The following is a 21975-nucleotide window of genomic DNA, read 5'->3' as shown; positions in this document are numbered from 1 at the left end:
CCCATCAGCCGGTGCCGGCCGGAACCAGCGCCTCGGACGCGAACGGCGGTACCGCACCGGCCCGCACCGCCTGGCCGAGCAGGGTGCGCACCGCCGTACGGCCCTCGGGGCCCAGATCCTCGGTGTACCCGTTGACGTACAGCGCGATGTGCTGCCTCTGCACGTCAGGGGCCATCTCCTGGGCATGGGCCCGGACATGGTCGACGGACGCCCCGGGATCGGCCCACGCGTGCCGGACCGAGGCCCGGATCGCCTCGGTGATGCCGGCCAGTCGCGCCTCGCCCAGATCCCGCCGGGCGACGATCGCGCCGAGCGGGATGGGCAGGCCGGTCCGGGCCTCCCAGTCCTCGCCGAGGTCGACCAGGCGGTGCAGGCCGTAGGCGGGAAAGGTGAACCGCGCCTCGTGGATCACCAGCCCCGCGTCCACCACACCCTCCTGGACCGCCGGCATGATCCGGTGGAACGGCATCACGACGGTGCGCACCTCACCGCCCGCGACGTTGCGCGCCGCCCACAGCCGGAACAACAGGTACGCGGTGGAGCGTTCGGTCGGGATCGCGACCACCCGGCCGGCCAGGTCGGCCGGTTCGAGGGCGTCACGGGTGAGCAGGAGCGGACCACAGCCGTGGCCGAGCGCGCCGCCGCAGGGCAGCAGCGCGTACCGGTCGAGGACGTACGGCAGCGCCGCGTACGAGATCTTCAGGACGTCCTGTCCACCCTGCTCGGCCAGGGTGTTGGTGACGTCGATGTCGGCGATCGTGACCTCGGGCGGGGGCGCGCCGGGCAGCAGCCCGGCCGACCAGGCGTGGAAGACGAACGTGTCGTTGGGGCAGGGCGAGTGGGCGAGGGTGGTGGGGCTTGCCATGACGCTCCTGGAGTCGGTCGGTCAGCGGGTCAGGTCCCACAGGCCGAGGTACTTGTTGGGCGAGTTCTCCGGAATGCGTTCCAGCGGCTCCCCGAGGCCGAAGGGGGGCAGGGCCGGATCGAGCTTCGCGTGCCGCAGACTCGGCGCCTCCATCCGGGCGAAGTTGGAGAACTCACCCCCCTCCAGGGTGGGGTCGCTGGTGTAGCCGGTGGTGAGCAGGAGCGGCGCGGAGCGGCGGAACCGCTCCAGCGCGGGCAGGATCATGTGGTTCGGCAGATGGATGAACACGTCACGGCAGATCAGCAGATCGGCCGGGCGCAGCTCCTGCGCGGTGATGTCGAGGACTTCCAGTCGGTAACCGTGTTGCCGCAACTCCGCCCAGGTGTCACGTTCGTGGACGTCGTAGCCGACGTAGTCGACCCCGCGCAGGTCCACCGTGCTCATCCAGGCCAGATCGCCGCAGCCGGCGTCGTTCAGCGTCCTCACGCGGTGCGTCTCGAGGATGGTGAGGAGGCCCTTGCGGACGAGCTGGGTGTGCGGCTCGCTGGAGCCCCAGCCGCAGACCGTGTCGGGGGCCTGGTCGGGCCAGCCGCGCGAGAACACGTCCAGGCCGGGGTTGCGCTCCTCGTGCCGGCGCGACCACGCGTCGGCACGACCTGCTGGCTTGCTCACGGCGTCTCGCTCTCCGTCGGATCCGGGTTGTCGGCCCCACGGGAGCACGGGGGCCGGGCACGGATCCACCACGAGGCGCACAGTCCAGGTGTTCTCCCGAACTGTGCGGCGAACCGCAGGAAACACCTGGTGGATTCCCCAGTGTTCGGCCGGCGGGCTCGGCCGCCCGCCGCCGGCGTTGGCATGCTGCCGTCCATGTCGGCGTATCACGTGGCGTTCCTGCCGTTCCCCGCTCACGGACACATCAACACGACGCTGCCCGTCGTCGCGGAGCTCGTACGCCGTGGCCACCGGGTCACCTTCGCGACCAACGCGCGCTTCGCTCCGCTGGCCGCCGCGGCCGGCGCCGAGGTGCTGCCGTACGAGTCGTGGCTCGCCTCGCGCGAGCTGCCGGACCGGGTGGACGCGGAGTACATGGTGCGTGAGCCGGTCCGCTCCATCGACGAGGCCATCGCCACCGTCCCGGTCTACGAGGCCGGATTCGCGGACGACATCCCGGACGTGGTGCTGTACGACGTCAGCACCTTCGCCGCCGGCCGGGTACTGTCCCGCAAGTGGCGGCGGCCCGCGATCGAACTCTTCGCGACCTTCGCGTCCAACGAGCACTACTCGCTCACCCAGCAGATCGGCGACCTGTACGCGGGCGAGATCGACCGGGAACATCCCGCCCTCGTCGACTTCTTCGTCAAGCAGGGGCGACTGCTGCGCGACCACGGCCTCGAGGACGTGACGCTGGAGGAGTTCAATGCGCCCGCGGACGACGCCAACCTGGTGTTCCTGCCCCGCCCGTTCCAGCCCGCGGGGGACACCTTCGACGACCGGTTCGCCTTCGTCGGCCCCTGTATCGGCAACCGGGCCGACGAGACCCCCTGGCACCCGCCGGGCGACGGGCGCCCGCTGCTGCTGGTGTCGATGGGCAGCTTCAGCTTCGACCACCAGCGCGCGCTGGTGCGCCGCTGCGTCGAGGCCTTCGGGGACACCGAGTGGCAGGTGGTCGTCTCGGCGGGGCAGTGGACCGGCGACGACGGCCTGTCCATCGTCCCGGACAACGTCCAGCTGCACCGCTGGGCGCCCCAACTGGCGGTGCTGGAAAAGGCGGACGCCTTCGTGTCGCACGCGGGCATGAACAGTGTGATGGAGTCCCTGTACTTCGGTACGCCGGTGGTCGCCGTGCCGAACATGCCCGAGCAGCGGCTGATCGCGGCCCGGCTCGACGCACTCGGCCTGGGCATCCACGTGCCGCCCGCCGAGGCGTCCGCCGAGCGGCTGCGCGCGGCCGTGGACCGTGTCGCCACCGGCACCGCCACGCGGGAGCGGGTCCGGTCGCTGAGCGAGGACCTGCGGGCCTGTGGAGGTCCGGCCCTCGCGGCGGACTACGTGGAGGCGGTGGCCGCCCGCCGGACGATCGTGTCCCGCACCGAGTAGGGCCGCGGCGAACTCCCGGCTCAGGCCGTGGTGTTCGCCCGTCCGCGTGCTCCACGCATTCTACGCGCGTCGCGCCAGGAGGAATACGTGACCGGTGAGGAGAGAGAGCGGTAGAGAGCGTTCCGGTCCGAGTGGTATTCAAGGATGTGCGCGACTCGGCCGTGGATCGGCCGGATCGTGCGGATCGTGCGGCAGTCGTTCGGATGGCTGGACGGGGGAGCGGTAAGTGAACGCGTGGGAATCGGTCAGAGTCGCCGTGGTGGCGCGGAGCGAGGTCGCCCGCGGTGGGCTCGCCCGCATGCTGGCGGACATCGGGCATGTGGGTCAGCACGCCGTCTTCGAGCCGGAGGACTTCACGGCGGCGGCTCCGGAGGACGCCATCCAGTTGCTCGTCCTCTCCTGCGACGTCCTCGTGCTGTGGTGCGACAACGGCGCCGGGACGGGGGAGGAGGCCTGGGTGGCCGACCTCGCGGCGGTCACCCGCAGGAACGGCATCAGGGTCGTGCTGATGCTGCCCTCCGCCGAGGTGCAGCGCGCCGCGTACGGCGCCGGCGTACCCCACGACGCCGTCCTGGACCGGGACGCGCTGACCACCGAGGAACTGGGAGTGGCGCTCGGACGGCTCTCCCGCGGTGAGCGGCTCGCCCCGCAGGCCGTCCCGCGGAAGCCGCCGCCCGCGCGGGTCGGCCGGGACGCCGCGCCACGGAGCGGATCGTTGATCGGTGTGCTCACCGAACGCGAGAGGCAGGTGCTGGAACTCCTCGTCGAAGGGCTGAGCAACCGGCAGATCGGCCACGCCCTGTCCGTGTCCGAGCACGCCGCCAAGCGCCTCGTGGCGATCGTCCTGTCCAAGCTGAACTGCCCGAACCGCACCCAGGCGGTGGCGGTCGCCCTGCGCGAGGGCCTGGTCGGGGCGTGGCATCCGGGCTCCTCCGGACTCCGGACGTAGCCCCCCACCGGGCGGGCATCCCACCTGCCGGTCCCGGCACTTCGGGGGAGCCCGGCTGGCGCTGTGGTGGTGTCCGGGGTGGTCCCGGCGGGTTCCCCGTCCCGGTGCTGCGGGGCGGCGGACGGTGCGAGCACGCGTCCGCGGCGGATGGGCTTCTCCGAGTCGGCCCCGTCGGCCTCGGACATGTCGCCCGGCGGACGCCCGTCCCATGCTCCGGTGGGCCCGGCCGGTGGTGCGGCCTGTGTTCGGGGTGTCTGGCTGGTGCTGTGGTGCTGTGGTGCTGTGGTGCTGTGGTGCTGTGGTGGTGTCCGGGGTGGGTCCGGTCGGGCCGCCGTCCCGGTGGGCGCCAGGCGCTGTGGGGTGGTGGACGGTGTGAGTCCGGCCTGCCGGGTACGGCATTTCGGGGCTCGGCTGGTGGTGTGCGGGGGTGGGTCGGGTCGGTCCGCCGTCCTGGTGGGTGCCGGGTGCTGTGGGGTGGTGGACGGTGTGAGTCCGGCCTGCCGGGTACGGCATTTCGGGGCCCGGCCGGTGGTGTGCGGGGTGGGTCCGCTCGGCGTGCCATTCCGGTCCGCGTCCGGGCGCTGCGGCGCTGCGGCGCTGCGGGGCTGCGGGGCTGCGGGGCCGTGGGAGTACGTGTCCGGCGGCGGGACGTACGTACCCTGGCTAGCCGGTACCGGCCGCGTGCGCGGAGCCGGGCGGCTCGCCCGGGCCGCCCCCATGGCCGAGGACCGCCGCCAGGTCGGTGCGGCCCTTGACGCCCAACGCCCGGTACGTGTTGGTCAGATGCGCTTCGACCATGCGCAGGCTGACCGACAGCGCCTCGGCGATCGCCCGGTTGGACCGTCCCTCCGCGGCCAGTATCGCGACCCTCCGCTGGGCCGGACTCAGCCGCGCGAGGCTGGTCCGGGGCAGCGAGGCGAAGTGGGCGGCGACCTCCTTGACACGGGGAACGGGCCGGGCCCCGGCCCGGCTCACCGCCAGCGCTCCGTCCAGGACGCGGCGGGCGTGGGCGGACTGGCCGTCGGCGAGCAGCGCCGTGGCCAGTTCGGCCATCGCCTGCGCATACCGTGCGCGCGCCGCCGAATCGCCGAGCACGCGCACCGCGGTACGCAGAGACCGCAGCGCTCCCGGTCCCGTGAGGGTGAGACCGGTCCACAGGTGCACCAGGCCGATCGTGCCGGGCGCGCTCCAGGCCCGGGCCGCCGCCAGGTCGTCGGCCAGCAGACGGGCGGCCGCGCCGGGATCCGCGGTCGCCTCCGCCATGGCCAGATGGGAACGCCAGGGCACGACGGCGGGGTTGCGGCACCCGAGCGCCAGCAGCATCCGGCCGCACTCCCGCAACTGCGCCCGCGCCTCGTGGAACAGCCCGGTGCGCAGGCCCAGGACGCCGTGCGCGTACAGCAGGTGGGCCCGGCCGAGCCCGTACTCGTAACGGTGCGGCACGTACCCCGCCAGTACCGATTCGGCGGCGTCCGGCCGTCCCGACTCCAGGGCGAGGAGCGCCTCCAGGGCGATCAGCCGCGGCAGGGCCCGAGGGGGCCAGTGGGCTCGGGGCATCTCCGCCACGCATTCGGCAAGTTGCTCCCCGGCCGTCGCCAGATCGCCGAGGCGCAGGGCCAGTTCCGCCCGGTTCAGCCGGGCCAGCGCGACCGCGGTCCCCACGCCCCTCCGACGGGCCTCGGCCTCGATCCGTGCGAGTCCGTCCCGCGCCCCGTCCACGTCCTCGGCGACGGCGAGCGCCCGCGCCGCCGCCAGCGCGGGGGCGAGCATCCCGGTACCGGCCCGGGAGAACACGCCGGCCGCGAGCCGCCGCGCTTGATGAATGCCCCGTCCGGCGACACAGTTCCGCCACGCCACGACACCGTCCTCGGCCGCGAGGGGTTCGTAAGCCGGGGCGTGATCCGGCGGTGTGCCCGGCACCGGCCCACGCGGTCCCGGCGGCGCGGGCGCCGGGGCGGCGGCAAGGACGACCGGCCCCGCCTGCGGCGGGGTGGCTTCGGCGGAGGTGCTCTCGGTCGCGGGTCCGGCCTGTGGCGGGGTGGCCTGGGCGGGGGTGGTTGCGGCGGGCGGCCCCGCCTGCGGCGGTCCGGCCTCGGCGGGGGTGCTCCCGGTCGCCGGTCCGGCCTCCAGCGCCACCTCCCGCAGCGCGAGGAGGGTCCGTCTCTCCGCCGGCGTCGTGGTGTCCCGCGCCGCGGCCGAGGCGAGCGCGGCCGCCGTACGGTCCCCGCCGCGCAGGGTCAGCAGGTCGGCGGCGAGGAGGCGGTCGGCCGACAGGTCCGGGGCGTCGGTCTCCGCCAGGACGCGGCGCAGCGCCCGGTCGGCGGCCTCGGGCGCGCCCGGCGACCGTACCGTCGCCCGGCCCAGCAACACCTTGGTCCGCAGCGCACCGGACGCCCCCCGGTCCAGCGCCCGTTCGAAGAACGCGGCCGCGTCGTCCCCGGACCGCCGGGCCGACTCGCCCGCCGCGTACAGCGCCGCCGGCACCCACGGCTCGGCCAGACGCGTGTGCGCCACGAGCCGGCCGAGGACCGCCTCCGGGGCCCCCTCGCGGCGGCCCAGCCGCACGGCACGCTCGTACAGCGCGCGGCGGTCGGCTTCGTCCATGAGGCCGAGCACCTGTTCCGCGACGAGTTCCGCGACGAGCGGATGGTACGGCCGGGGCGGGGCGGCGGCGCTCAGCAGACCGGTGCGGCGGAGCTCGGCGAGGGCCTGCTCGCGGAGCGACGGGGGCACCTCGGCCAGCTCGTGGACCTGGCCGGGGGAGAAGTCCCCGGCCGCCACCGCGCTCGCCCGCACCAGCGCGACCACATGTGCGGGCAACCGGTCCAGGACCCGCCGCAGCCGGTGCCTGCCGAGCTGCTCGGCCAGGGCCATGAAGTCCTCGGCGTCCGGTGCCGGGGCGGGCCACCGCCGCAGGACGGCACACAGGACCGCCGGGGTGCCGCCCGTCGCGGCGACGGCGGCCGGGACCAGCGCGTCGCCGGCGGCTTCGCCGTAGGCGTCGGTGAGGAGGGTCCGTACGGCCGCCCCGCTCAGTGGGCGCAGCGCCAGTTCGTACCGGCGCGGCTCGGCCCGGGGCAGTACCGAGGGGTCGCCGCCGGCCACCACCCGGAGCGTGGGCCGGTCGTCGAGGGGTCGTGCGAGGAGCGTGTGCCACGGTGCCGAGCGGAGGTCGGCCCACTGCGCGTCGTCGGCGACGACCGCCAGGGGCGCCCGCGGCCGGTCGCGCGCCGTGGGGGCCGCGGCGGCGTCACGGCCGTCGTGCGAGGCGGCGGAATCCCCTCGCACCTCGACGACGTGCAGCCCGGCCCGCCGGGCCGTCGCGGCCGCCACGGCGAGCACCGCGCTGCGTCCACTCCCCGGCGGCCCGTGCACGACGACGGTCGCCGAGCCGCCCTGCGCCACCTCGCGCACGGCGGACCGCAGGGCCGCCGCCTCGGCCGCCCGCTCCAGGAGCCGGGACCGCTCGCCGGCCGCTCGGGACGGAGGACTCAACGGGATTCCCCGGTCCCACCGGCCGGGGGACTCTCCGGGTCCGTGGCCGCGAGCCACTCCGCGAGACCGGCGCGGCCGGTGACGCCGAGTTTCCGGTAGGCGTTCGTGAGGTGGTACTCGACGGTGCGCACGGTCAGGAACAGGGCGTCGGCGATGGCCCGGTTCGTCGCGCCCCCCGCCGCCAGCTCCACCACCGGTCGTTCGGCGGCGCTCAGCGCGACCCGCGCGGGCCGGCCACCCGCCGCCGCGAGGTCGGCCTCCGCCGACTCGGCCACGGCGGTCAGACCGCACCGCAGGGCCGTCGCCCGTGCCGCGTGCAGACGGCTTCGCGCCCCCTTCCTGTCGTCCCGCCGCAACAGCGCCCGTCCGAGGCGCAGTTCGGCGAGGGCGAGAGCATGCTGGTCGGAGCTGCCCGCCAGCACGTGGACGCTCTCGGTGAGCAGGTCGACCTGCTCGGAGGCGGCGGTGGCCACCATGCCCCGCGCCAGCAGACTCAGCCCGGTGCTGCGGGCCGTGGGCCATCGCTCGGCCTGCTGCTGGCCGTGCTCGGCGCGCTCGATCGCGTCCTTCGTCCGGCCCAGTACCAGGAGCAGGTCGGCGCTGTGCAGCCACCACGTGGTGAACACCGGGTTCTCCACGTGGGCTTCGGCGAGGCTGCTCCCGCACCGTTCCATCAGCCGCAGAGCCTCCCCGGGCCTGCCCCGGCCGCGCCGGACGAGGGCCTGTGCCATGAGGTGATGGTGGTGGGCCCACACGGAGTGCCCGAGGTGACGGCCGTCGAGCCGGCGCAGTGCCTGCTCGGCCCCGTCGAGGTCGGAGCGGGCCACCAGCGCCAGGGCCAGGACGACCGGCGCCAGGTGGCTGTCCTGCTCCCAGCCGTGTCCGCGGGCGATCCGGGCGGCGGCCCGTGCGGCCTCGGCCGCTTCCTGGGTACGGCCCGTCTCGAGGAGGAGCAGTGCCCGTGCCGAGCGGGCGTGGCAGTCGGCCCACACCTCCTCGCGCCGCTCGCTGTCCGCGGCGATGCGGTCCAGGTGTTCCAGTGCGGCGGTGGTGTCGTCGGCCAGCCCGAGAACCTGGGCCGCCGCGACCCGTGCCCAGGCGGCGCGCGGCACGTCCGCGGCGAGGACCTGCCGCGCGTCGGCGGCCGTCGTGCGGGGATCCACACCCACCAGCGCGTCGCGCAGGGCGAGGGCGGCGCGCGCGAGGTACTCCCTGGTGCCGCCGCCCGGCAGCGGGGTGCCGCCGTGGGTCCGGTCGGGCGCGTCGTCCGGTGAGAGCGCCCAGGCCGCCCCCGTCGGACGGGCCCCTGCCGTCGACGCCGGATGCGCGCCCGGCCCGCGCATCCTGTTCAGCAGCGCGCCGAGTGTCCCGGGAGTGTCGGGTGCCCGGTGCGTCATGAGCGCGGTGAGCAGCATCGGGACGGACACCCGGGCACGGACCCGCGGATCGTCCGTGTCGGCGAGCAGTCCCCGGAGGTGCTCATGGGCGGCCGTCGGGTCGATGTCGCCCAGCAGCGTGGCGAGACTCGTGCGGACGGCGACATCGGCGGGATCGTTGTCGTGGAGCCGCTGGAGCCAGCGCGCCGCCGACGCGGGGCGGTCATGGCGGTCCGCGGTGGCCGCCTCCTTGAGGATGGCGGTCATCCAGGGCCGGTCGAGGCCGGACTGTCCGAGGAGCAGGTCGGCCACCTGCCCCGGGGGCCGTCCGGCGTCGTTGAGGATCTCGGCGGCCTGTGCCCTCATGCGCTCGGCCTCGGCGGCGGGCAACGCCGCGAACAGTGCGGCGAATTGAGCAGGGGTGCCCTGCGTCGGCAGGCGGGTCGGGAGCAGCCCGAGATCCCGTGCGGCGTCCAGCGCCCGCCTGGCCACTCCGGCGGGGAGCCCGGCCAGGGCGCCGACGAGATCGGCGTCGGTGCTGCGCAACAGGACGGCCGCCCGGGCGACCCGCAGCGGATGTGACGTGTGAGCGGTGCCGTCGAGGCCGGACCGGGCCGGCCCGCCGGTGTCGCCCGGCGCCGTCCCGGACATGTCGGTGACCGCGCAGTAGTCCTGCGCCACCAGGTCGTGGAAGGCGCCCGCCGCGGCGGGCAGCGCGCTCTCCGGCAGGCTCAGCAGCACCGTCAGCGGGGCCCCGGAGGTGCCGCGCATCAGGTGGTCGATCCAGCGAAGCGTGCCCTCGTCGCACCACTGCGCGTCGGTCAGGGAGAGGACCAGCGGCGCCTGTCCCAGCAGCCCGCTGACGTAGGCGAGGGCCGCGTGATGCACCTGGTGCGGGGGGACGGGCTCCGGTGCGGCCCCGCCGAGCAGCCGCCTCAGTACGGCGTGCTCCGTACGGGCCTCGTCGGGCCGGCAGGCCGCGCTGCGCACCGTGGCCTCCTTGCCGCACACCGCGCCGACCTGGCGCACGACGTCGTCGACGGGGGCCTCGTCGACAGGGCTCAGTGACACGACACAGCGGGCGGAGGGACGGCTCGACCGGAGGGCTGGGTGAGGGGACACCAGACGTATGTGCTCTGATCGGTTCGAGCTCATGATGATTACGATATGACAGTTCTGTTTTTTATGTTGAAGTTGTAACCAACATGGAAGCGCGAGCCGGGAGTTGTCCGTGCCACTCCACGAGCGGGCGGCGGAACTCGCCACCCTCCGCACGGCGATGGCAGGCGCACGCCACGGACGCGCCGCTTTCGTGGCGGTCACGGGCGCCCCGGGGACGGGCCGTTCGGCGTTCCTCGGTGCCGTCGGGGACCTGGCGGCAGGCAGCGGCTTCCTCGTACGACGTGCCGCCGGCAGCCGTCCGGACCAGGGGAGTCGCCTCGGGGTGATCGCCGGACTCCTCCCCGGCGACGAGCCCGTCCCCGGAATGCGGCGGAAAACCGTCGTGGACGGGGTGGTGAGGGCCGAACGCCGCGCCGGGCCCGTGGCGTTGCTGGTGGACGATGTGCAGTGGGCCGACGAGGCGTCGCTGGACCTGCTGGCCCTTCTGCTCGCCGACCCCGCACCCGCCCCGCTGCTCGTGGTGGCCGCGGTGTGCGAGGGCGAAGCGGCCGCCGACCTGCCCGCGGTGCAGGACCTGCTGCTCGCCGCCCACCTGGTGGTGCGGACCCGGCCGCTGAGCGCGGACGGTGTGCGCGCCCTGCTGGAGGAGCGCGGCCTCGGTCCGGCGGACGCGCCGGCCCCGGACTGGGTCCGGGCGACGGGCGGAAACCCGGCCCTGCTCCACTCGTTGCTCGACCGCCTGACCGACGGGCCGCCACCCGCTCCTCCCGCCGATCCGCTCGCCACCGCCCTCGACCGCCCGGTGCCCTGGACCCTGCGGGGACGGGTGGCCGCGGCGCTGAACGGCCACGCCGAGCCGGTACGACGGCTCGCCTACTGCGCCGCGCTCCTCGGCGGGGCCGGCGGGGTACGCACCGCTGCGCGCGTCGCGGACCTCGATCCGGCCGGGACGGCAGCCGCGGAACACGCGTTGCGCAGGCTGGGCTGGGCGGCCGACGGCTGCGCCCCGCGCGCGCTGTGGGAGTGCGTACGGCAGATCGCCGAGGACGGCCTCGCCCTCGACGACCGCACCTCCGTGCACCGTCGGGCCGCCGAGTTCCTCCATGCCTCGGGCGCCCCGGTCGAACTGGTCACCCCCCACCTCCTCGAAATCGGCCCCGGCGCATGGCCCGGGACCGCCCCACTGCTGCGCGAGGCCGCCGACGACGCGCGGCGCCGTGGGGACATCGACCTCGCGATCCGCTGTCTGCGCCGGGCCCTGCGGGAGTTCCCGCCCGACAGCCCGCAGCGCGGTGACTTCCTCGCCGCCCTCGCCGACGCCGAACAGGACACCGACGCCTCCGCCATGCTGCGGCACATCACCCAGGCGTTCCCGCTGCTGACCTCCCCCCGCGAACGCGCCGCGGTCGTGGCCGAGGCGCCGCTGACGCTGTTCGTCGCCGCCCCTGAGGCGTCCGGGATGATCGAGTCCGCCCGGGCCGCCCTGTCCGAGGCCGGCCCGGACACCGCCGACCTGGCCCTGCGCCTGGAGGCCCGCGCCCGTCTGCTCGCCGCCACCGGGCCGCACGCCTCCGCCGCCACCGTCGAGCGCCTGCGCGAGCTGATGCACGGGCCCGGCGGCGCGGCACGGCGTGAACTCGCGGCGGTGCTCACCTTCGCCTGCTCCCTCGGCACACGGCTGCGGTCCGCCGAAGTCGCCGCCCTGGTCCGCTGGATGCTGGACCAGGAACCGGCCTCGGCCGCCTCCGAGTACGGTGCGTCCGCCCTGATGATCGCCTCGGGCATCGCGGCCGAGGCCGACGAACCCGTGCGCGACTGGCTGGACACCGCCCTCGAAGCGGCGCGGCAGCGCGGCGACGAGCGACAGCGGACCCGGATGCTGGGCTGGCGGGCGCTGGCCGCCCTGCGCGCCGGCCGGCTCGCCCAGGCCCGTGCGGACGCCCGGGCCGCCTGCGCGGCGGGCCGGGGCATATTGGGCGACAACGACTGGCTGGCCGTACTGGGTCTGATGTCCGTGGCGGCGGAGACACGCGATCCCTGGCTGGCCGAGCGGCTGCGGGACCTGCCGGCCGAGCCGCGGCACACCGGACTGCCGATGCGCGGCCTCACCCTCCGGGTGCTGCGCATCTCGGGCGCCATGTACTGCGAACCGCCCACCCGGGCGGACCTGCTGGAGACCGTGCGCCGTACCGAGGCGGCGGGCTGGCACAACCAGACGCTCTTCCCGATCCACCTGTGGTGCCTGCCCTCCCTGCTGCGCATCGGCGAGCGGGGGACCGCGCTCGAACTGCTGTCCCACGCCTGCGACAGGGCCCGGGCGTTCGGGGCGCCCGCCGCGCTGGGCCGCGTCCTGCGCATCTGGGGCACGCTGGTGGATGGACGGTACGCGTTGTCGCTGCTCGCCGAGTCCGTCGGCGTCCTGCGCGACAGCTCCGACACGCTGGAACTGGGCCGGGCCCTGACCGCGTACGGCAACCGGCTGCGTGACGCGGGGCGGTCCGGGGCCGCCGAACTCCTCGCCGAGGCCGAGCGGATCGCCGACGCGACAGGAGCGTCGATCCTGCGCTTCTCGGCCGTTCCCTTCGCCGACGAGCCGGGCATCGTGGCGCCCGGCCGCGGACGGCTCAGCGATGCGGAATACCGGGTGGCCGCACTGGTCTCCCTCGGGCACAGCAATCAGGAGGTGGCTGCGGAACTCCGTGTCACCCGGCGCGCAGTGGAAAAGATCCTGACCGGGCTGTACCGGCGGCTGGGAGTGGCGGGCCGCTCCGGTCTTGTGCCCTACATGCGCCGCACGACGGGCGAAAGGGCATTCCGCACGGGCCTGTTGTGCGACACTGTCTGACCCTCTGTCACGAAGGGTGGGCGGACGGTTGCCATCCGGCCCTTGGCTCCCCACCCGGGCCCCTGCTGCTCCGCGGTCGATCAACCAGACTTTCCTCCCCGAACGGACTGCCCGCCGGGCCCCGGGCGGAGGGCGGACTTCGGTACCCGGTCGGTGCACCGATCGGGCTACTTGTGGGTAACCCCGCTCGCTCACCTGCGACAACACCGCGTCGGCCAGGCCGCCTGCGGCCCGGGCGCGCACCGCGCCGGTCCGGGGACCGCACCGTCCGCACTGTTCGGCGCGCCGGTCCGCCCGGACTCCGAACCGAAACGGGGGGTACCACAGGATTGCGCCGGGGGCGCCGGCGTTCATTGCCCGTCGCGCTCCGGCGTCATTAGTCTGCTCAGCGCCCGCCGAAAACACACGGGGAGGTGTGGCGCACATGCTCCATATGGAGAGCGGTACCGAAAGTGAACTTCACCAGTCAGTCAGTGGAATAACCCTGATTCCGAGAAATTCGCCCCCATCTGTTGACGAGTTGCCCGACAACGCATTGCACGATCTGGAATCTCCGGTGCTTCCCACGGAGATCCGGGGCGATGAATACGGCGACGTCGTCCTGTCGTTGTTCGAGCGTTCGGGTATCGGCCTGGTGATCCTCGAGCCCACCCTGCGGGTGCGGTCCGTGAACAGCGCCTTCAGCGCCCAGTGCGGCCGGCACCGCGACGAGATCTGCGACCGCGCCTTCGCGGAGCTGCTGCACCCCAGCGTGCGGCAGTACGTACTGCGCCAGTTCGGCCGCCTCGTTCAGGGGCACCACGCGCGCCTCGTCAGCCGGTCCATCGCGATGTCGTTCCAGGACACGGCGGTCTCCGGCAAGCTCGCCGCGTTCCCGGTGGAGGGCGCGGCCGGCAAGGTCAGGATGATCCTGGTCCAGTTCACACCCGAGGAGACCCCCGACGTCCAGCAGACCCTCGTCGGCTCGCAGTGGAGGCTGACCCCGCTGACCGCGAAGGTGCTGGAGGGCGTGGCGGCGGGTGACCCGACGGTACGGCTCGCGGCCAAGCTGTTCCTCAGCCGCCAGGGCATCGAGTACCACGTGAGCCTCCTCCTGCGGCAGTTCAAGGTGCCCAACCGCACGGCGCTCGCCGCGAAGGCGTACTCGATGGGCATGTTCAGCATCGGCTGCTGGCCCCCCAGGGTGCTGCCCGACTACATCCGCCCCGAGCGCAAGGGGTCGGACCGGACACGGAGCGAGGGTGGTCGTGCGGAAGCCTGCCGGCCGTAGACGCTGCTCCATACCGCGAGTTATCGTGAGCCGTCGCGCGGTAGCTACTGGCTAATTCGGCCGCTGTGTGGTGAGCTACGGCCAAGACGCCGATGACGCCCGTGAACCGGATGTCCGGGCGTGACCGGACCCGTTGGCGCCGACCTGGACCATGCACGGGGGAAGTGTGAGATTACTGGTAGTTGAGGACAACGAACGCGTGTCCGCGGCCCTGCTGGCCGCACTGACGCACCAGGGCCTGGAAGCGGTGTGCGCCGCCACGGGAAAGGCCGCGATCGAACTCCTGGAACGTACCCGTCCGGACGCGGTGCTGCTCGATCTGGGCCTTCCGGACTGTGACGGCTTCACCCTGTGCAGCACGATCCGGGCGTCCAGCTCCGTTCCCATTCTGGTGACCAGCGCCCGCGCGGACCACGCCTCGTGCGTGCGGGGGCTCGAGCTGGGGGCCGACGACTATCTCGTCAAGCCCTACAACCTGGCCGAAGTCCTCGCCCGGGTACGGGCCGTGATACGCCGGGGTTCCGCCGCGCCGTCGCCGGCCGAAGCCCCGTCCGGGGATCTCCTGCTGGCCGGACCGGTCCGCATCGACCTGCGGGAACGCGTCGTGCTGGTCAACGGTTCCCCCACCGAGCTGTCGGACGACGAGTTCGGCATCCTGGTGGCCCTGGCGCGTCATCCGGACGAGACCCTGAACACCGACCGGCTCGTCGACGAGATCCTCCGGACCCGGCGGACGGCGTTGCGGGCCACGCTGCCGGGTTCCATCACGTCGCTGCGCGAGCGGATGGGCCTGCCCCACCTGCTCCAAGCCGTGGACGGAGCGGGATACCGGCTGTCGATCACCGGATCCGCGTAAGCGATGGGGTTCCGTCGGGTGTGGGCGGCCGTCGCCGTGGTGTGCTGTGCCCTCGTTCTTCTGACCCTGTCCCCGGCCGCCTCCCCCGACCCGCGGGGTGTCGCGCACCCGCCGCCGTCCACGGCTCTCTCGCCGGAGCTGCCGCACCTGGTGACCGGTTCCGGCGCCGCGGCACACCTCACCCTTCTCGCCGAGGAGCCCGGCTACCGCCTCGCCGTGTTCGCGGCGGCGAGCGCCGTCTCGTACGCCGGGCCGAGGCTCGGCGGGGTCGGCCGCGAACTGGGGCCGGTCGGCGTTCTCGACGTGCTCGTCCTGATCACAGCCGTCCTGGGGGCGACCTGGGTCGGCCGGTCCAGGCGCCGGCTCTGCGAGGTGGAGCGGGCGGCCCGGCAGCTCGGCGAGGGAGATCTGAGTATCAGGGTGCCGGCCTCCGAGGGCGGACCGGTCTCGGTGCGCCGGCTGGCCGGCGCGTTCAACGACATGGCCGACGCCCTGGGCGCCACCATGAAGAAGCAGACGGCGTTCGCCGCCGACGCCGCGCACCAGCTGCGCAACCCGCTGACCGTGCTGAGCCTGCGCATGGAGGTGCTGTCCCTGAGCCTGGAGGGCGAGGGCCGGGAGCAGGTGGAGCTGATCCGCGAGGAGATGAACAGGCTGGACATCATGCTCGGCCAGTTGCTCGAACTCGCCTCCGCCCCCGGCGCGCCAGGGGTGCGGCGGGAGCCCCTGGACGCCGTGGACCTCGTGGCGGGCCGGATCGAGGCATGGCGGCCGCAGGCCGAACACCGCTGTGTCCGCCTGGAACTGGCGGCCGATCACCCGTCCCCCGTCCTGACCGACGCCGCGCTGGCCGGCTCCATCCTGGACACCTTGCTGGACAACGCGATCAAGTACAGCCCGTTCGGTGGGCGGATCACCGTGCGCCTGGGGGACCGGGGAGACATGACGAGCATCGAGATCCGCGACGAGGGACCCGGACTCGCCGCCGTCGATCTGCAGTGCGCCGGCGACCGGTTCTGGCGCGGCTCCACCGCCCGGGAAGCGCCCGGTACGGGGCTGGGGCTGAGCATTGCCCGCGAGTTGGCGACGGCCATCGGCGGCCGGGTGACGATCACCGGGGTCGCACCGCACGGACTGTGCGTGGCGCTGCACATACCCGCCGCCCCCGCGTATTCCCATGGTGTCTCCCGGGCACTCGACTGACATTACCGGCCGTGCGCCCGGAGTTCATGTCGTCGGCCGATGGCGCAGCCGCGAGCCTAGTCATCCGGCGTGCCTGCGGACAAGTAGGGAATTACCCTGTGCGCGGCGTCGGTGCGAAGTCCCTCATGTGCCCGCCTGTTCGGCGCACACCCATTTCCGTGCCGAGCGGCGTGAGATTCTGGGGAAAAGCATAGGAGGCGTTCCTGCTCCTTTCCGCCGTGGAGCCACTGAATTACCGTCGGAAATCAAGGAACTGGAACGGGAGCCGACGGGGTGAGACCTCCGGCAGGTCCCGTGACGCCGGATGGTGGAGATGACCGATTTCGAGGCTCTCACGCGGTTCCGCGCATACCCGCCCCTGGTGTTCGCAGGGGAGTGCGACCTGCTCATGAACCGGATGGCGCGCGCCGCCCGCGGCGAGGCCTTCGTGCTGCACGTCGGGGACCGTACGCGGACCGCCGCCCACATGACGGCCGACGCGATACGGGCCCGGTTCCGGACACTCCTCCAGATGGCCGCCGTCCTGACCTACGCCACCGCCGTGCCCGTGGTCAAGATCGGCTGCTTCGACCTCGGGGGCCCGGGGCCCTCCGGTGCGGTCGGTGGATACGAGCGCTCCGCGGCGGCCCTGAACCTGATGCGCGCCCTCGCCTCCGGCGGAGAGGGTGACCTGCGCCAGGTGCACGAGTGGAACCGGGAGTTCGTCTCCCGCTCGCCCGCGCGGGAACGGCACGCGGTGCTCGTCGCCGAGATCGGCAAGGCCCTCGCGTTCATGCGGGCCTGCGGACCGGACCCCGCGCACCTGTCCACGGTCGAGTTCTTCGCCGCCCAGGAAGGACTGCCGCAGGCCTACGAGTCCGCGCTCACCCGCGTCGACTCACGGACCGGGCACCTGTACAACACCTCCGGGCATTTCGTGCGGACCGGCGACCGGACCCCGGCCCACGACGGGAGGCACGGGGAACACGAGGAGTACTGCGCGGCGATCCGCAATCCCCTCGGCGTGGCAGTGGGCCCCGGGACGACTCCCGACGGCGCGCTGGCTCTCCTCGACCGGCTGAATCCCGGCAGGGAACCCGGCAGGCTGGCGTTCCTGGTGCGCATGGGTGCCGACGACCTGTACGAGAGACTGCCCGCGCTCATCGAGAAGGTCACGGCCGAGGATCACAAGGTGGCCTGGATCTGCGAACTCACCACGCGTGACGGCTCCGGGGAGGGGGCGGGAGACGGGGCGGCCCACCGCCCCCACCGTTCCCACCGCCCCCGCCACCTCGACGATCTCCTCGACGAGGTCACCGCCTTCTTCGACGTCCACCGATCCCTCGGCGTCCGCCCCGCCGGTCTCGCCACCGACCTGAGTGAAACCCGCTCCGCACCGCTCGACCTGGCGTTCCTCGTCGCGGAGTTGTGGCGGTCGGCCGGTCCATGGGCCCGCAGCGGCGCCCGCGCGACCCCGGCCTGACCGCAAGGTCCCACCCCCGTGACATCACGGGAGGAACCGGCGGGGTGGGGGCCACCCGTCAGATCAGGGTGCGTTCGATCCGGTCGAGCACGGCGTTCTTCCCGGACTCCGGGTCCTCCCCGGCCTCCTCGGCCTGGGCGACCTCCCGCCCTTCCTCGGCGCCGCCCAGGCGCTGGGCGAGCAGATAGGCGATGACCTCCGCCTCCTGTTCCTGGACGTCGTCGTACGTGGCGCGCAGGAGCATGTCGCGCACGATGTCGGGATCGAGGTTGGGGAAGAGGAGACGGGCACTCGCCTCGTCCAGCCAACCCGCCCCGCGATGGCAGCAGATGATGTGACCCAGCTCGTGCAAGATGATGTGCTCCTGATGCGCGCTGGTCGTGTTGGCGTCGTAGAAGACGAGATCCTCGTCGCGGGCGGCCACCCAGAAACCACACGGGTGCGAGGCGGGCATGTGCGTCGGGACCAGCGTGATGGGGCGGTTGCGGACCTCGCCGAGGTAGCGGCAGAGTTCCGCCACGTCCGCCACGTCCGGCAGGTCCAGTTCGGCGATCCGGCGCGCGCCGGCCTTGCGGAGTCTCTTGAGCTGGCTGCGCCGCTCGTGATCCGCGGACCGGCCCTTCCAGGTGGCCATCACTCGCCGCCGCCCTTCACTCCGGATCGGAGGAGTCGGTGACGGGCGGAAGGCCCTGCAGTTGCCGGTACTGGTCCATGATGACCGTGATGGCCTCGAGGTTCTCCTTCTTCATCCCGGCCGCCCGCATCGCCACGGCACGGACGCCCGCCTGGCGCAGCGCCTCGATGGCCGCGACCTCGCTGAGCACCGACTTGGCCACCTCGTCGTCGAAGAAGTAGGAGACCGACACGCCGAAGAAGCGTGCCAGGGCAGCGAGCAGGTCCGGTGAGGGATTGGAGCGCTTGCCCGTCCGCAACTGGGACAGATACACACCGCCGACCCTGAGGTCGGGGTTGACCCTCTTCAGTTCCTCGGCCACGTCGGCGTTGGTCCAGTGCTTGCCCTTGGGGCGCACCGTCCTGAAGAGGTCGTCCAGCCGCACGGCCAGCACGGGCCGGTCGTCGGTCTCGGACATCGTGTTCTCCCTCCCGTCACCCCCTAGGCAACCTTGCCTGCAGCTAAGTCCAAGTTTTACAGATTAGCGATCAGTTGACAATCTGCTTCGCCTGAGTCACCGTTAAGGTGGCCGATAACTGGCAACTGACTTGATCCATGGGGGTGGCCACGTCGGCCGTCGAAGTCCCCCACGGGGACGCCGACGGCCGCAGGTGACGACGGCGACAGGCCGGCCCTTCTAGAACTCGCCCTCCTCGAAGCCCTCGTCCCCGAACGGCCCCCCGGCGCCCCCGAGGAAGCCCCCCAGGATCTCGTCGACGCGCACCTCGGTGGCTCCCGCCGGAGCTGTCGTCTTCTCGGCCTTGCCGATGCGCAGCACCAGCGCGAGCTTCTTGACCTTCGCCTTCTCCGCCAGCTTGGCGAGGTCCACGGACACCTCGGTCAGCTCGCCGTTCTTCAGCGTGAAGTCGGCGGTGACCTTCTTGTTCGGCGCGTCCTTGAAGTCCTTGGCGGTGGGCAGCTCGGCGCCCATCGGCAGATCCTTCTGCAGCGGCCGGAGTTCATCGAACAGCTCGGTCATCAGCGTACGGAACGGCGCCGTGGCCTTGATGTGCTCGGTGCCGTCCGATCCGCCGGAGGTCGTGAAGTCGACCTGCTGGGCGATGACCTGCCGCAGCGCCTTCGTCAGCTTCTTCTGCGTCTTGGCGTCGAGGCTGGGCTCCGCGGAAGGCTCCTCGCCCCCGATGCCCTCCGCTCCCGACATCTCCTTGCTGGTCTTCTCCAGCTCCTTCGTCGAGAACTTGAGCCACTCACCGGCCAGGAACTTCTTGAACGCGCCCGCGCTGTCCGGCAGTTCGTCGGCCGACGGCATGGGGCTGCCCGACATCTTCCCGAGCGCCTCCGCGTCGACGCGGACGTAGACGTGGTCACCGATCACCCGGTACTCGACCAGGTCGCCGTCCGCGCCGCTGAACTTCATCGCCATGGCGGTGAAGTCCTTCTCGTCGGACTTGTCGATCGGCTTCTTCGAGTGCACGGAGAAGGAGATCGTTGCGTCACTGAGCAACTCGGCCATCTCGTCGGGTATTTCCTCGCCCGGCTCCGACGACTCGGCGTCCAGCGCCTTCAGCGTGGCCGCGTCGGTGTCCAGGTCCAGCTCGAACGAGACCGAGCGTGCCTCGCTGAGCTTGGTGAAGGCGTTGTCCAGCTTCTGCCCGGCGGACAGGTTCTCCACGGTGCCGCAGGCGGCGGAGCCGGCCAGTACCGCGGTGGCGACGGCGGTGGCGGTCAGGGTCTTGCGTATGGCGGAAATGACGTTCTCCTCGTGAAAACGACCAGTGTGGTCGTAGGAGGAGACGGATCACGGCATCGAACGGTTGTACGTGACAGGCGAATCGTTACCTTCGGACCGCGGGCGTACGACGGCCGCCCCATTTCGGCCCTGCCGACATCAAAGCGCTCATGGATGGGCATATCTGAGAACATGTCAACTCATGTGACGGCCTCGCCCGGAGTGCAGGTCTGCTCCCTGAAGCGGGACACTCCGCAGTCCATCCCGGCGAACAGCCCCTACACGGTCATCAGGTTCCCGTTCGGGAGCGCCGAGTCCACCGACAGCTTTGCCATGCACCAGGTCAACCAGCCGGACGGCTATGTGGTCACGAGCTGGGACACGGACCCGCGTTCCGGGCTGATATGGCCCAGCACGGCCGGCTGGGGCACCCTGTACGCGATGATCCAGTGGGAGCCGGGAGGCTACGACGAACTGCGGGACCAGTTCGTCCGGGACCCGCTCGGTCTCACCCCGTCGCCCAACGACACGACGGCGACGGAGCACCGCCCGCCCAGCCCCGGAATGCAGTGCTGGACGAAGCAGTGGGGCATCTTCGTCGACCCGGCCGTCCCGCTCGCCGTGCGCGCCACCCACGACGACAGCGTGACGCGGAAGATCGTCCTCGCCGAGTTCAAGCTCGTCATCCATGAGGCCGCCTGACGCCACGGCCCGACCGTACCGCCCGCCACCCACCCCACCGGACGACCAGCACGCCGATCCGTTCGCGGTGTTGCCCCGTAGCACCCAGCTCGGTGCCGCCCTGTCGAAGAGCCGGCTCACCGAGCGCGCCGCCGAGGCCGGCCGGGCCGGCGCTCGACCGCCCCGCTGACGCCCCGCACACCCTCGCAGGAGAGGGCCGAAGGTCCCAGGACGCCAGGGCCCTGTTCGCATACGGTGCCTGAGTGCTTTCCACGTCCCTGCCCCTGCCCCCGCCCTCCCGACTCGCCGGCCTGACACCCGCGCGTCTGTCCCCCGGGTACTTCGCCCTCGTCATGGCCACCGGCATCCTCTCCGTCGGCTGCCAGCTGCGCGGCTGGGACCTGCTCGCCCGCTCCCTCCTCGTCCTCACCGCCGTCGAGTACGCCCTGCTGGTCGTCCTCACCGTCCGGCGCTTCGCCGCGTACCGCCGCGAACTCGCCGCCGACGCCCACGACACCCGCAAGGCGTTCCTCTTCTTCACCTTCGTGGCGGGCACCGACGTCCTCGCCGTCGGCCTGGCAGGACAGGGCCACTTCACCCCCGCCGCCGTCCTCCTCGTGATCGCCGTGCTCACCTGGCTGGTCCTCGGCTACACCATCCCCTGGGCGGCGGTCCTCGGCCGCAGCGAGCGCCCCGTCGTGGCCGCCGCCAACGGCACCTGGTTCGTCTGGGTGGTCGCCAGCCAGTCGGTCGCCGTGGCCGCCGCGACCCTGGAACCCCACTACGAGGCCGCACGCCAGGGCCTGGCCGTCGTCGCGGTCTTCTCGTGGTCGGTCGGCTGCGTCCTCTACGCCGCCTCCGCGATCTTCGTCTCGCTCCGCCTGATGCTCTACCCCCTCGAACCGCGCGAACTCGACCCGCCCTACTGGGTCTCCATGGGCGCGGTCGCCATCACCGTGGTCGCGGGCGCGCGCATCGTGGAGATGGAGAGCGCCCCCATGGTCGACGCGGTGCGCGGCCTGGTGGCGGGCATGTCCGTCGTCCTGTGGTGCTTCGCGACCTGGCTCATCCCCGTCCTGGTCGCGGTCGGCGTCTGGCGTCACCACGTCCACCGGGTGCCCCTCGCCTACGAGCCCACCTGGTGGAGCATCGTCTTCCCGCTCGGCATGTACGCCGTCGCCGGCATGTACCTCGGCCGCGCGGACGACCTCCCCATCGTGGAGTGGATCGGCCAGGCCTGGCTCTGGGTCGCTCTCACCGCCTGGACCACGGTCTTCCTGGCGATGCTCCACACCGTGTTCACCACCAGGGGGCGGGCCCCGGAGCAGGCATGACCCGCCGGGCGGGGCCGCGGAACGTGACACCGCACCGCCGCACCGCCGCCCACCCGT

16 protein-coding genes are annotated in these 21975 nt (G+C 72.9%); 9 read left to right on the top strand and 7 right to left on the bottom strand.

The window, feature by feature from the left end; translation table 11 throughout:
- Nucleotides 1-4: 4 nt before the first annotated feature.
- Both ACIF9R_RS23990 and ACIF9R_RS23985 read right to left on the bottom strand, forming a co-directional pair.
- Nucleotides 5-865, bottom strand: a complete 861-nt coding sequence (locus ACIF9R_RS23990; protein WP_399983584.1) for a 1,4-dihydroxy-6-naphthoate synthase — start codon at nucleotides 863-865, stop codon at nucleotides 5-7.
- Between the two features lie 21 nt (nucleotides 866-886).
- Nucleotides 887-1537, bottom strand: coding sequence for a class I SAM-dependent methyltransferase (locus tag ACIF9R_RS23985; RefSeq protein ID WP_399983581.1), 651 nt, complete (start codon nucleotides 1535-1537; stop codon nucleotides 887-889).
- 195 nt (nucleotides 1538-1732) lie between these two features.
- Between ACIF9R_RS23985 and ACIF9R_RS23980 the strand changes: the two genes are divergently transcribed.
- Together ACIF9R_RS23980 and ACIF9R_RS23975 are read left to right on the top strand one after the other, a co-directional pair.
- Nucleotides 1733-2962 (top strand): macrolide family glycosyltransferase, encoded by a 1230-nt coding sequence (locus ACIF9R_RS23980; protein ID WP_399983578.1) that lies wholly within the window; start codon nucleotides 1733-1735, stop codon nucleotides 2960-2962.
- A gap of 226 nt (nucleotides 2963-3188) precedes the next feature.
- On the top strand, nucleotides 3189-3911 hold the full coding sequence (locus ACIF9R_RS23975; protein WP_399983575.1) for a LuxR C-terminal-related transcriptional regulator: 723 nt from the start codon (nucleotides 3189-3191) through the stop codon (nucleotides 3909-3911).
- 663 nt (nucleotides 3912-4574) lie between these two features.
- Here ACIF9R_RS23975 and ACIF9R_RS23970 read toward each other — a convergent pair.
- Together ACIF9R_RS23970 and ACIF9R_RS23965 are read right to left on the bottom strand one after the other, a co-directional pair.
- The gene (locus ACIF9R_RS23970; protein WP_399983572.1) at nucleotides 4575-7406 is read right to left on the bottom strand and encodes a LuxR C-terminal-related transcriptional regulator; all 2832 of its coding nucleotides are present in this window, start codon (nucleotides 7404-7406) and stop codon (nucleotides 4575-4577) included.
- Nucleotides 7403-9853 carry a LuxR C-terminal-related transcriptional regulator gene (locus ACIF9R_RS23965; protein WP_399983570.1) on the bottom strand — a complete coding sequence of 817 codons (2451 nt, stop codon included), beginning with the start codon at nucleotides 9851-9853 and terminating at the stop codon, nucleotides 7403-7405. Before ACIF9R_RS23965 ends, ACIF9R_RS23970 begins: the two co-directional genes overlap by 4 nt.
- A 160-nt stretch (nucleotides 9854-10013) precedes the next feature.
- Here ACIF9R_RS23965 and ACIF9R_RS23960 point away from each other — a divergent pair, with 160 nt between their 5' ends.
- From ACIF9R_RS23960 to ACIF9R_RS23940, 5 genes are all read left to right on the top strand, one after another.
- Complete coding sequence (locus ACIF9R_RS23960; protein WP_399983568.1) at nucleotides 10014-12749, top strand: AAA family ATPase; 2736 nt, start codon at nucleotides 10014-10016, stop codon at nucleotides 12747-12749.
- 556 nt (nucleotides 12750-13305) lie between these two features.
- Nucleotides 13306-14019, top strand: a complete 714-nt coding sequence (locus ACIF9R_RS23955) for a helix-turn-helix transcriptional regulator (RefSeq protein WP_399983566.1) — start codon at nucleotides 13306-13308, stop codon at nucleotides 14017-14019.
- A 151-nt stretch (nucleotides 14020-14170) separates the two neighbouring features.
- Nucleotides 14171-14875 (top strand): response regulator transcription factor, encoded by a 705-nt coding sequence (locus ACIF9R_RS23950; protein ID WP_399983563.1) that lies wholly within the window; start codon nucleotides 14171-14173, stop codon nucleotides 14873-14875.
- Nucleotides 14876-14878: 3 nt separating this feature from the next.
- A complete protein-coding gene (locus ACIF9R_RS23945; protein ID WP_399983560.1) occupies nucleotides 14879-16078 on the top strand; it encodes a sensor histidine kinase in 1200 nt (399 codons plus the stop codon).
- A 313-nt stretch (nucleotides 16079-16391) separates the two neighbouring features.
- Nucleotides 16392-17540 (top strand): 3-deoxy-7-phosphoheptulonate synthase, encoded by a 1149-nt coding sequence (locus ACIF9R_RS23940; RefSeq protein ID WP_399983557.1) that lies wholly within the window; start codon nucleotides 16392-16394, stop codon nucleotides 17538-17540.
- 58 nt (nucleotides 17541-17598) lie between these two features.
- On the opposite strand, the gene ACIF9R_RS23935 is transcribed toward ACIF9R_RS23940, so the two are convergent.
- From ACIF9R_RS23935 to ACIF9R_RS23925, 3 genes are all read right to left on the bottom strand, one after another.
- A complete protein-coding gene (locus tag ACIF9R_RS23935; protein WP_399983554.1) occupies nucleotides 17599-18174 on the bottom strand; it encodes a toxin in 576 nt (191 codons plus the stop codon).
- 16 nt (nucleotides 18175-18190) lie between these two features.
- A complete protein-coding gene (locus ACIF9R_RS23930; protein ID WP_399983551.1) occupies nucleotides 18191-18631 on the bottom strand; it encodes a helix-turn-helix domain-containing protein in 441 nt (146 codons plus the stop codon).
- 219 nt (nucleotides 18632-18850) lie between these two features.
- On the bottom strand, nucleotides 18851-19846 hold the full coding sequence (locus tag ACIF9R_RS23925; protein ID WP_399983548.1) for a hypothetical protein: 996 nt from the start codon (nucleotides 19844-19846) through the stop codon (nucleotides 18851-18853).
- A 249-nt stretch (nucleotides 19847-20095) separates the two neighbouring features.
- On the opposite strand from ACIF9R_RS23925, the gene ACIF9R_RS23920 reads away from it, so the two are divergent.
- Nucleotides 20096-20605, top strand: coding sequence for a hypothetical protein (locus tag ACIF9R_RS23920; protein ID WP_399983546.1), 510 nt, complete (start codon nucleotides 20096-20098; stop codon nucleotides 20603-20605).
- A 242-nt stretch (nucleotides 20606-20847) separates the two neighbouring features.
- A complete protein-coding gene (locus ACIF9R_RS23915; protein ID WP_399983543.1) occupies nucleotides 20848-21918 on the top strand; it encodes a tellurite resistance/C4-dicarboxylate transporter family protein in 1071 nt (356 codons plus the stop codon).
- The last annotated feature ends 57 nt before the right edge of the window (nucleotides 21919-21975 follow it).

It is taken from the genome of Streptomyces sp. NPDC086080 (assembly GCF_044540255.1).
Classification (GTDB): Bacteria; Actinomycetota; Actinomycetes; order Streptomycetales; family Streptomycetaceae; genus Streptomyces.
Note: the sequence above shows the minus strand (reverse complement) of the source record. Positions and strands in the feature narration are given on the sequence as shown.

Coding starts and splice junctions, on each gene's coding strand:
- ACIF9R_RS23990 (WP_399983584.1), bottom strand. CDS start 865: ATGGCAAGCCCCACCACCCTCGCCCACTCGCCCTGCCCCAACGACACG.
- ACIF9R_RS23980 (WP_399983578.1), top strand. CDS start 1,733: ATGTCGGCGTATCACGTGGCGTTCCTGCCGTTCCCCGCTCACGGACAC.
- ACIF9R_RS23950 (WP_399983563.1), top strand. CDS start 14,171: ATGCACGGGGGAAGTGTGAGATTACTGGTAGTTGAGGACAACGAACGC.
- ACIF9R_RS23945 (WP_399983560.1), top strand. CDS start 14,879: ATGGGGTTCCGTCGGGTGTGGGCGGCCGTCGCCGTGGTGTGCTGTGCC.
- ACIF9R_RS23940 (WP_399983557.1), top strand. CDS start 16,392: ATGACCGATTTCGAGGCTCTCACGCGGTTCCGCGCATACCCGCCCCTG.
- ACIF9R_RS23935 (WP_399983554.1), bottom strand. CDS start 18,174: ATGGCCACCTGGAAGGGCCGGTCCGCGGATCACGAGCGGCGCAGCCAG.
- ACIF9R_RS23930 (WP_399983551.1), bottom strand. CDS start 18,631: ATGTCCGAGACCGACGACCGGCCCGTGCTGGCCGTGCGGCTGGACGAC.
- ACIF9R_RS23920 (WP_399983546.1), top strand. CDS start 20,096: ATGTCAACTCATGTGACGGCCTCGCCCGGAGTGCAGGTCTGCTCCCTG.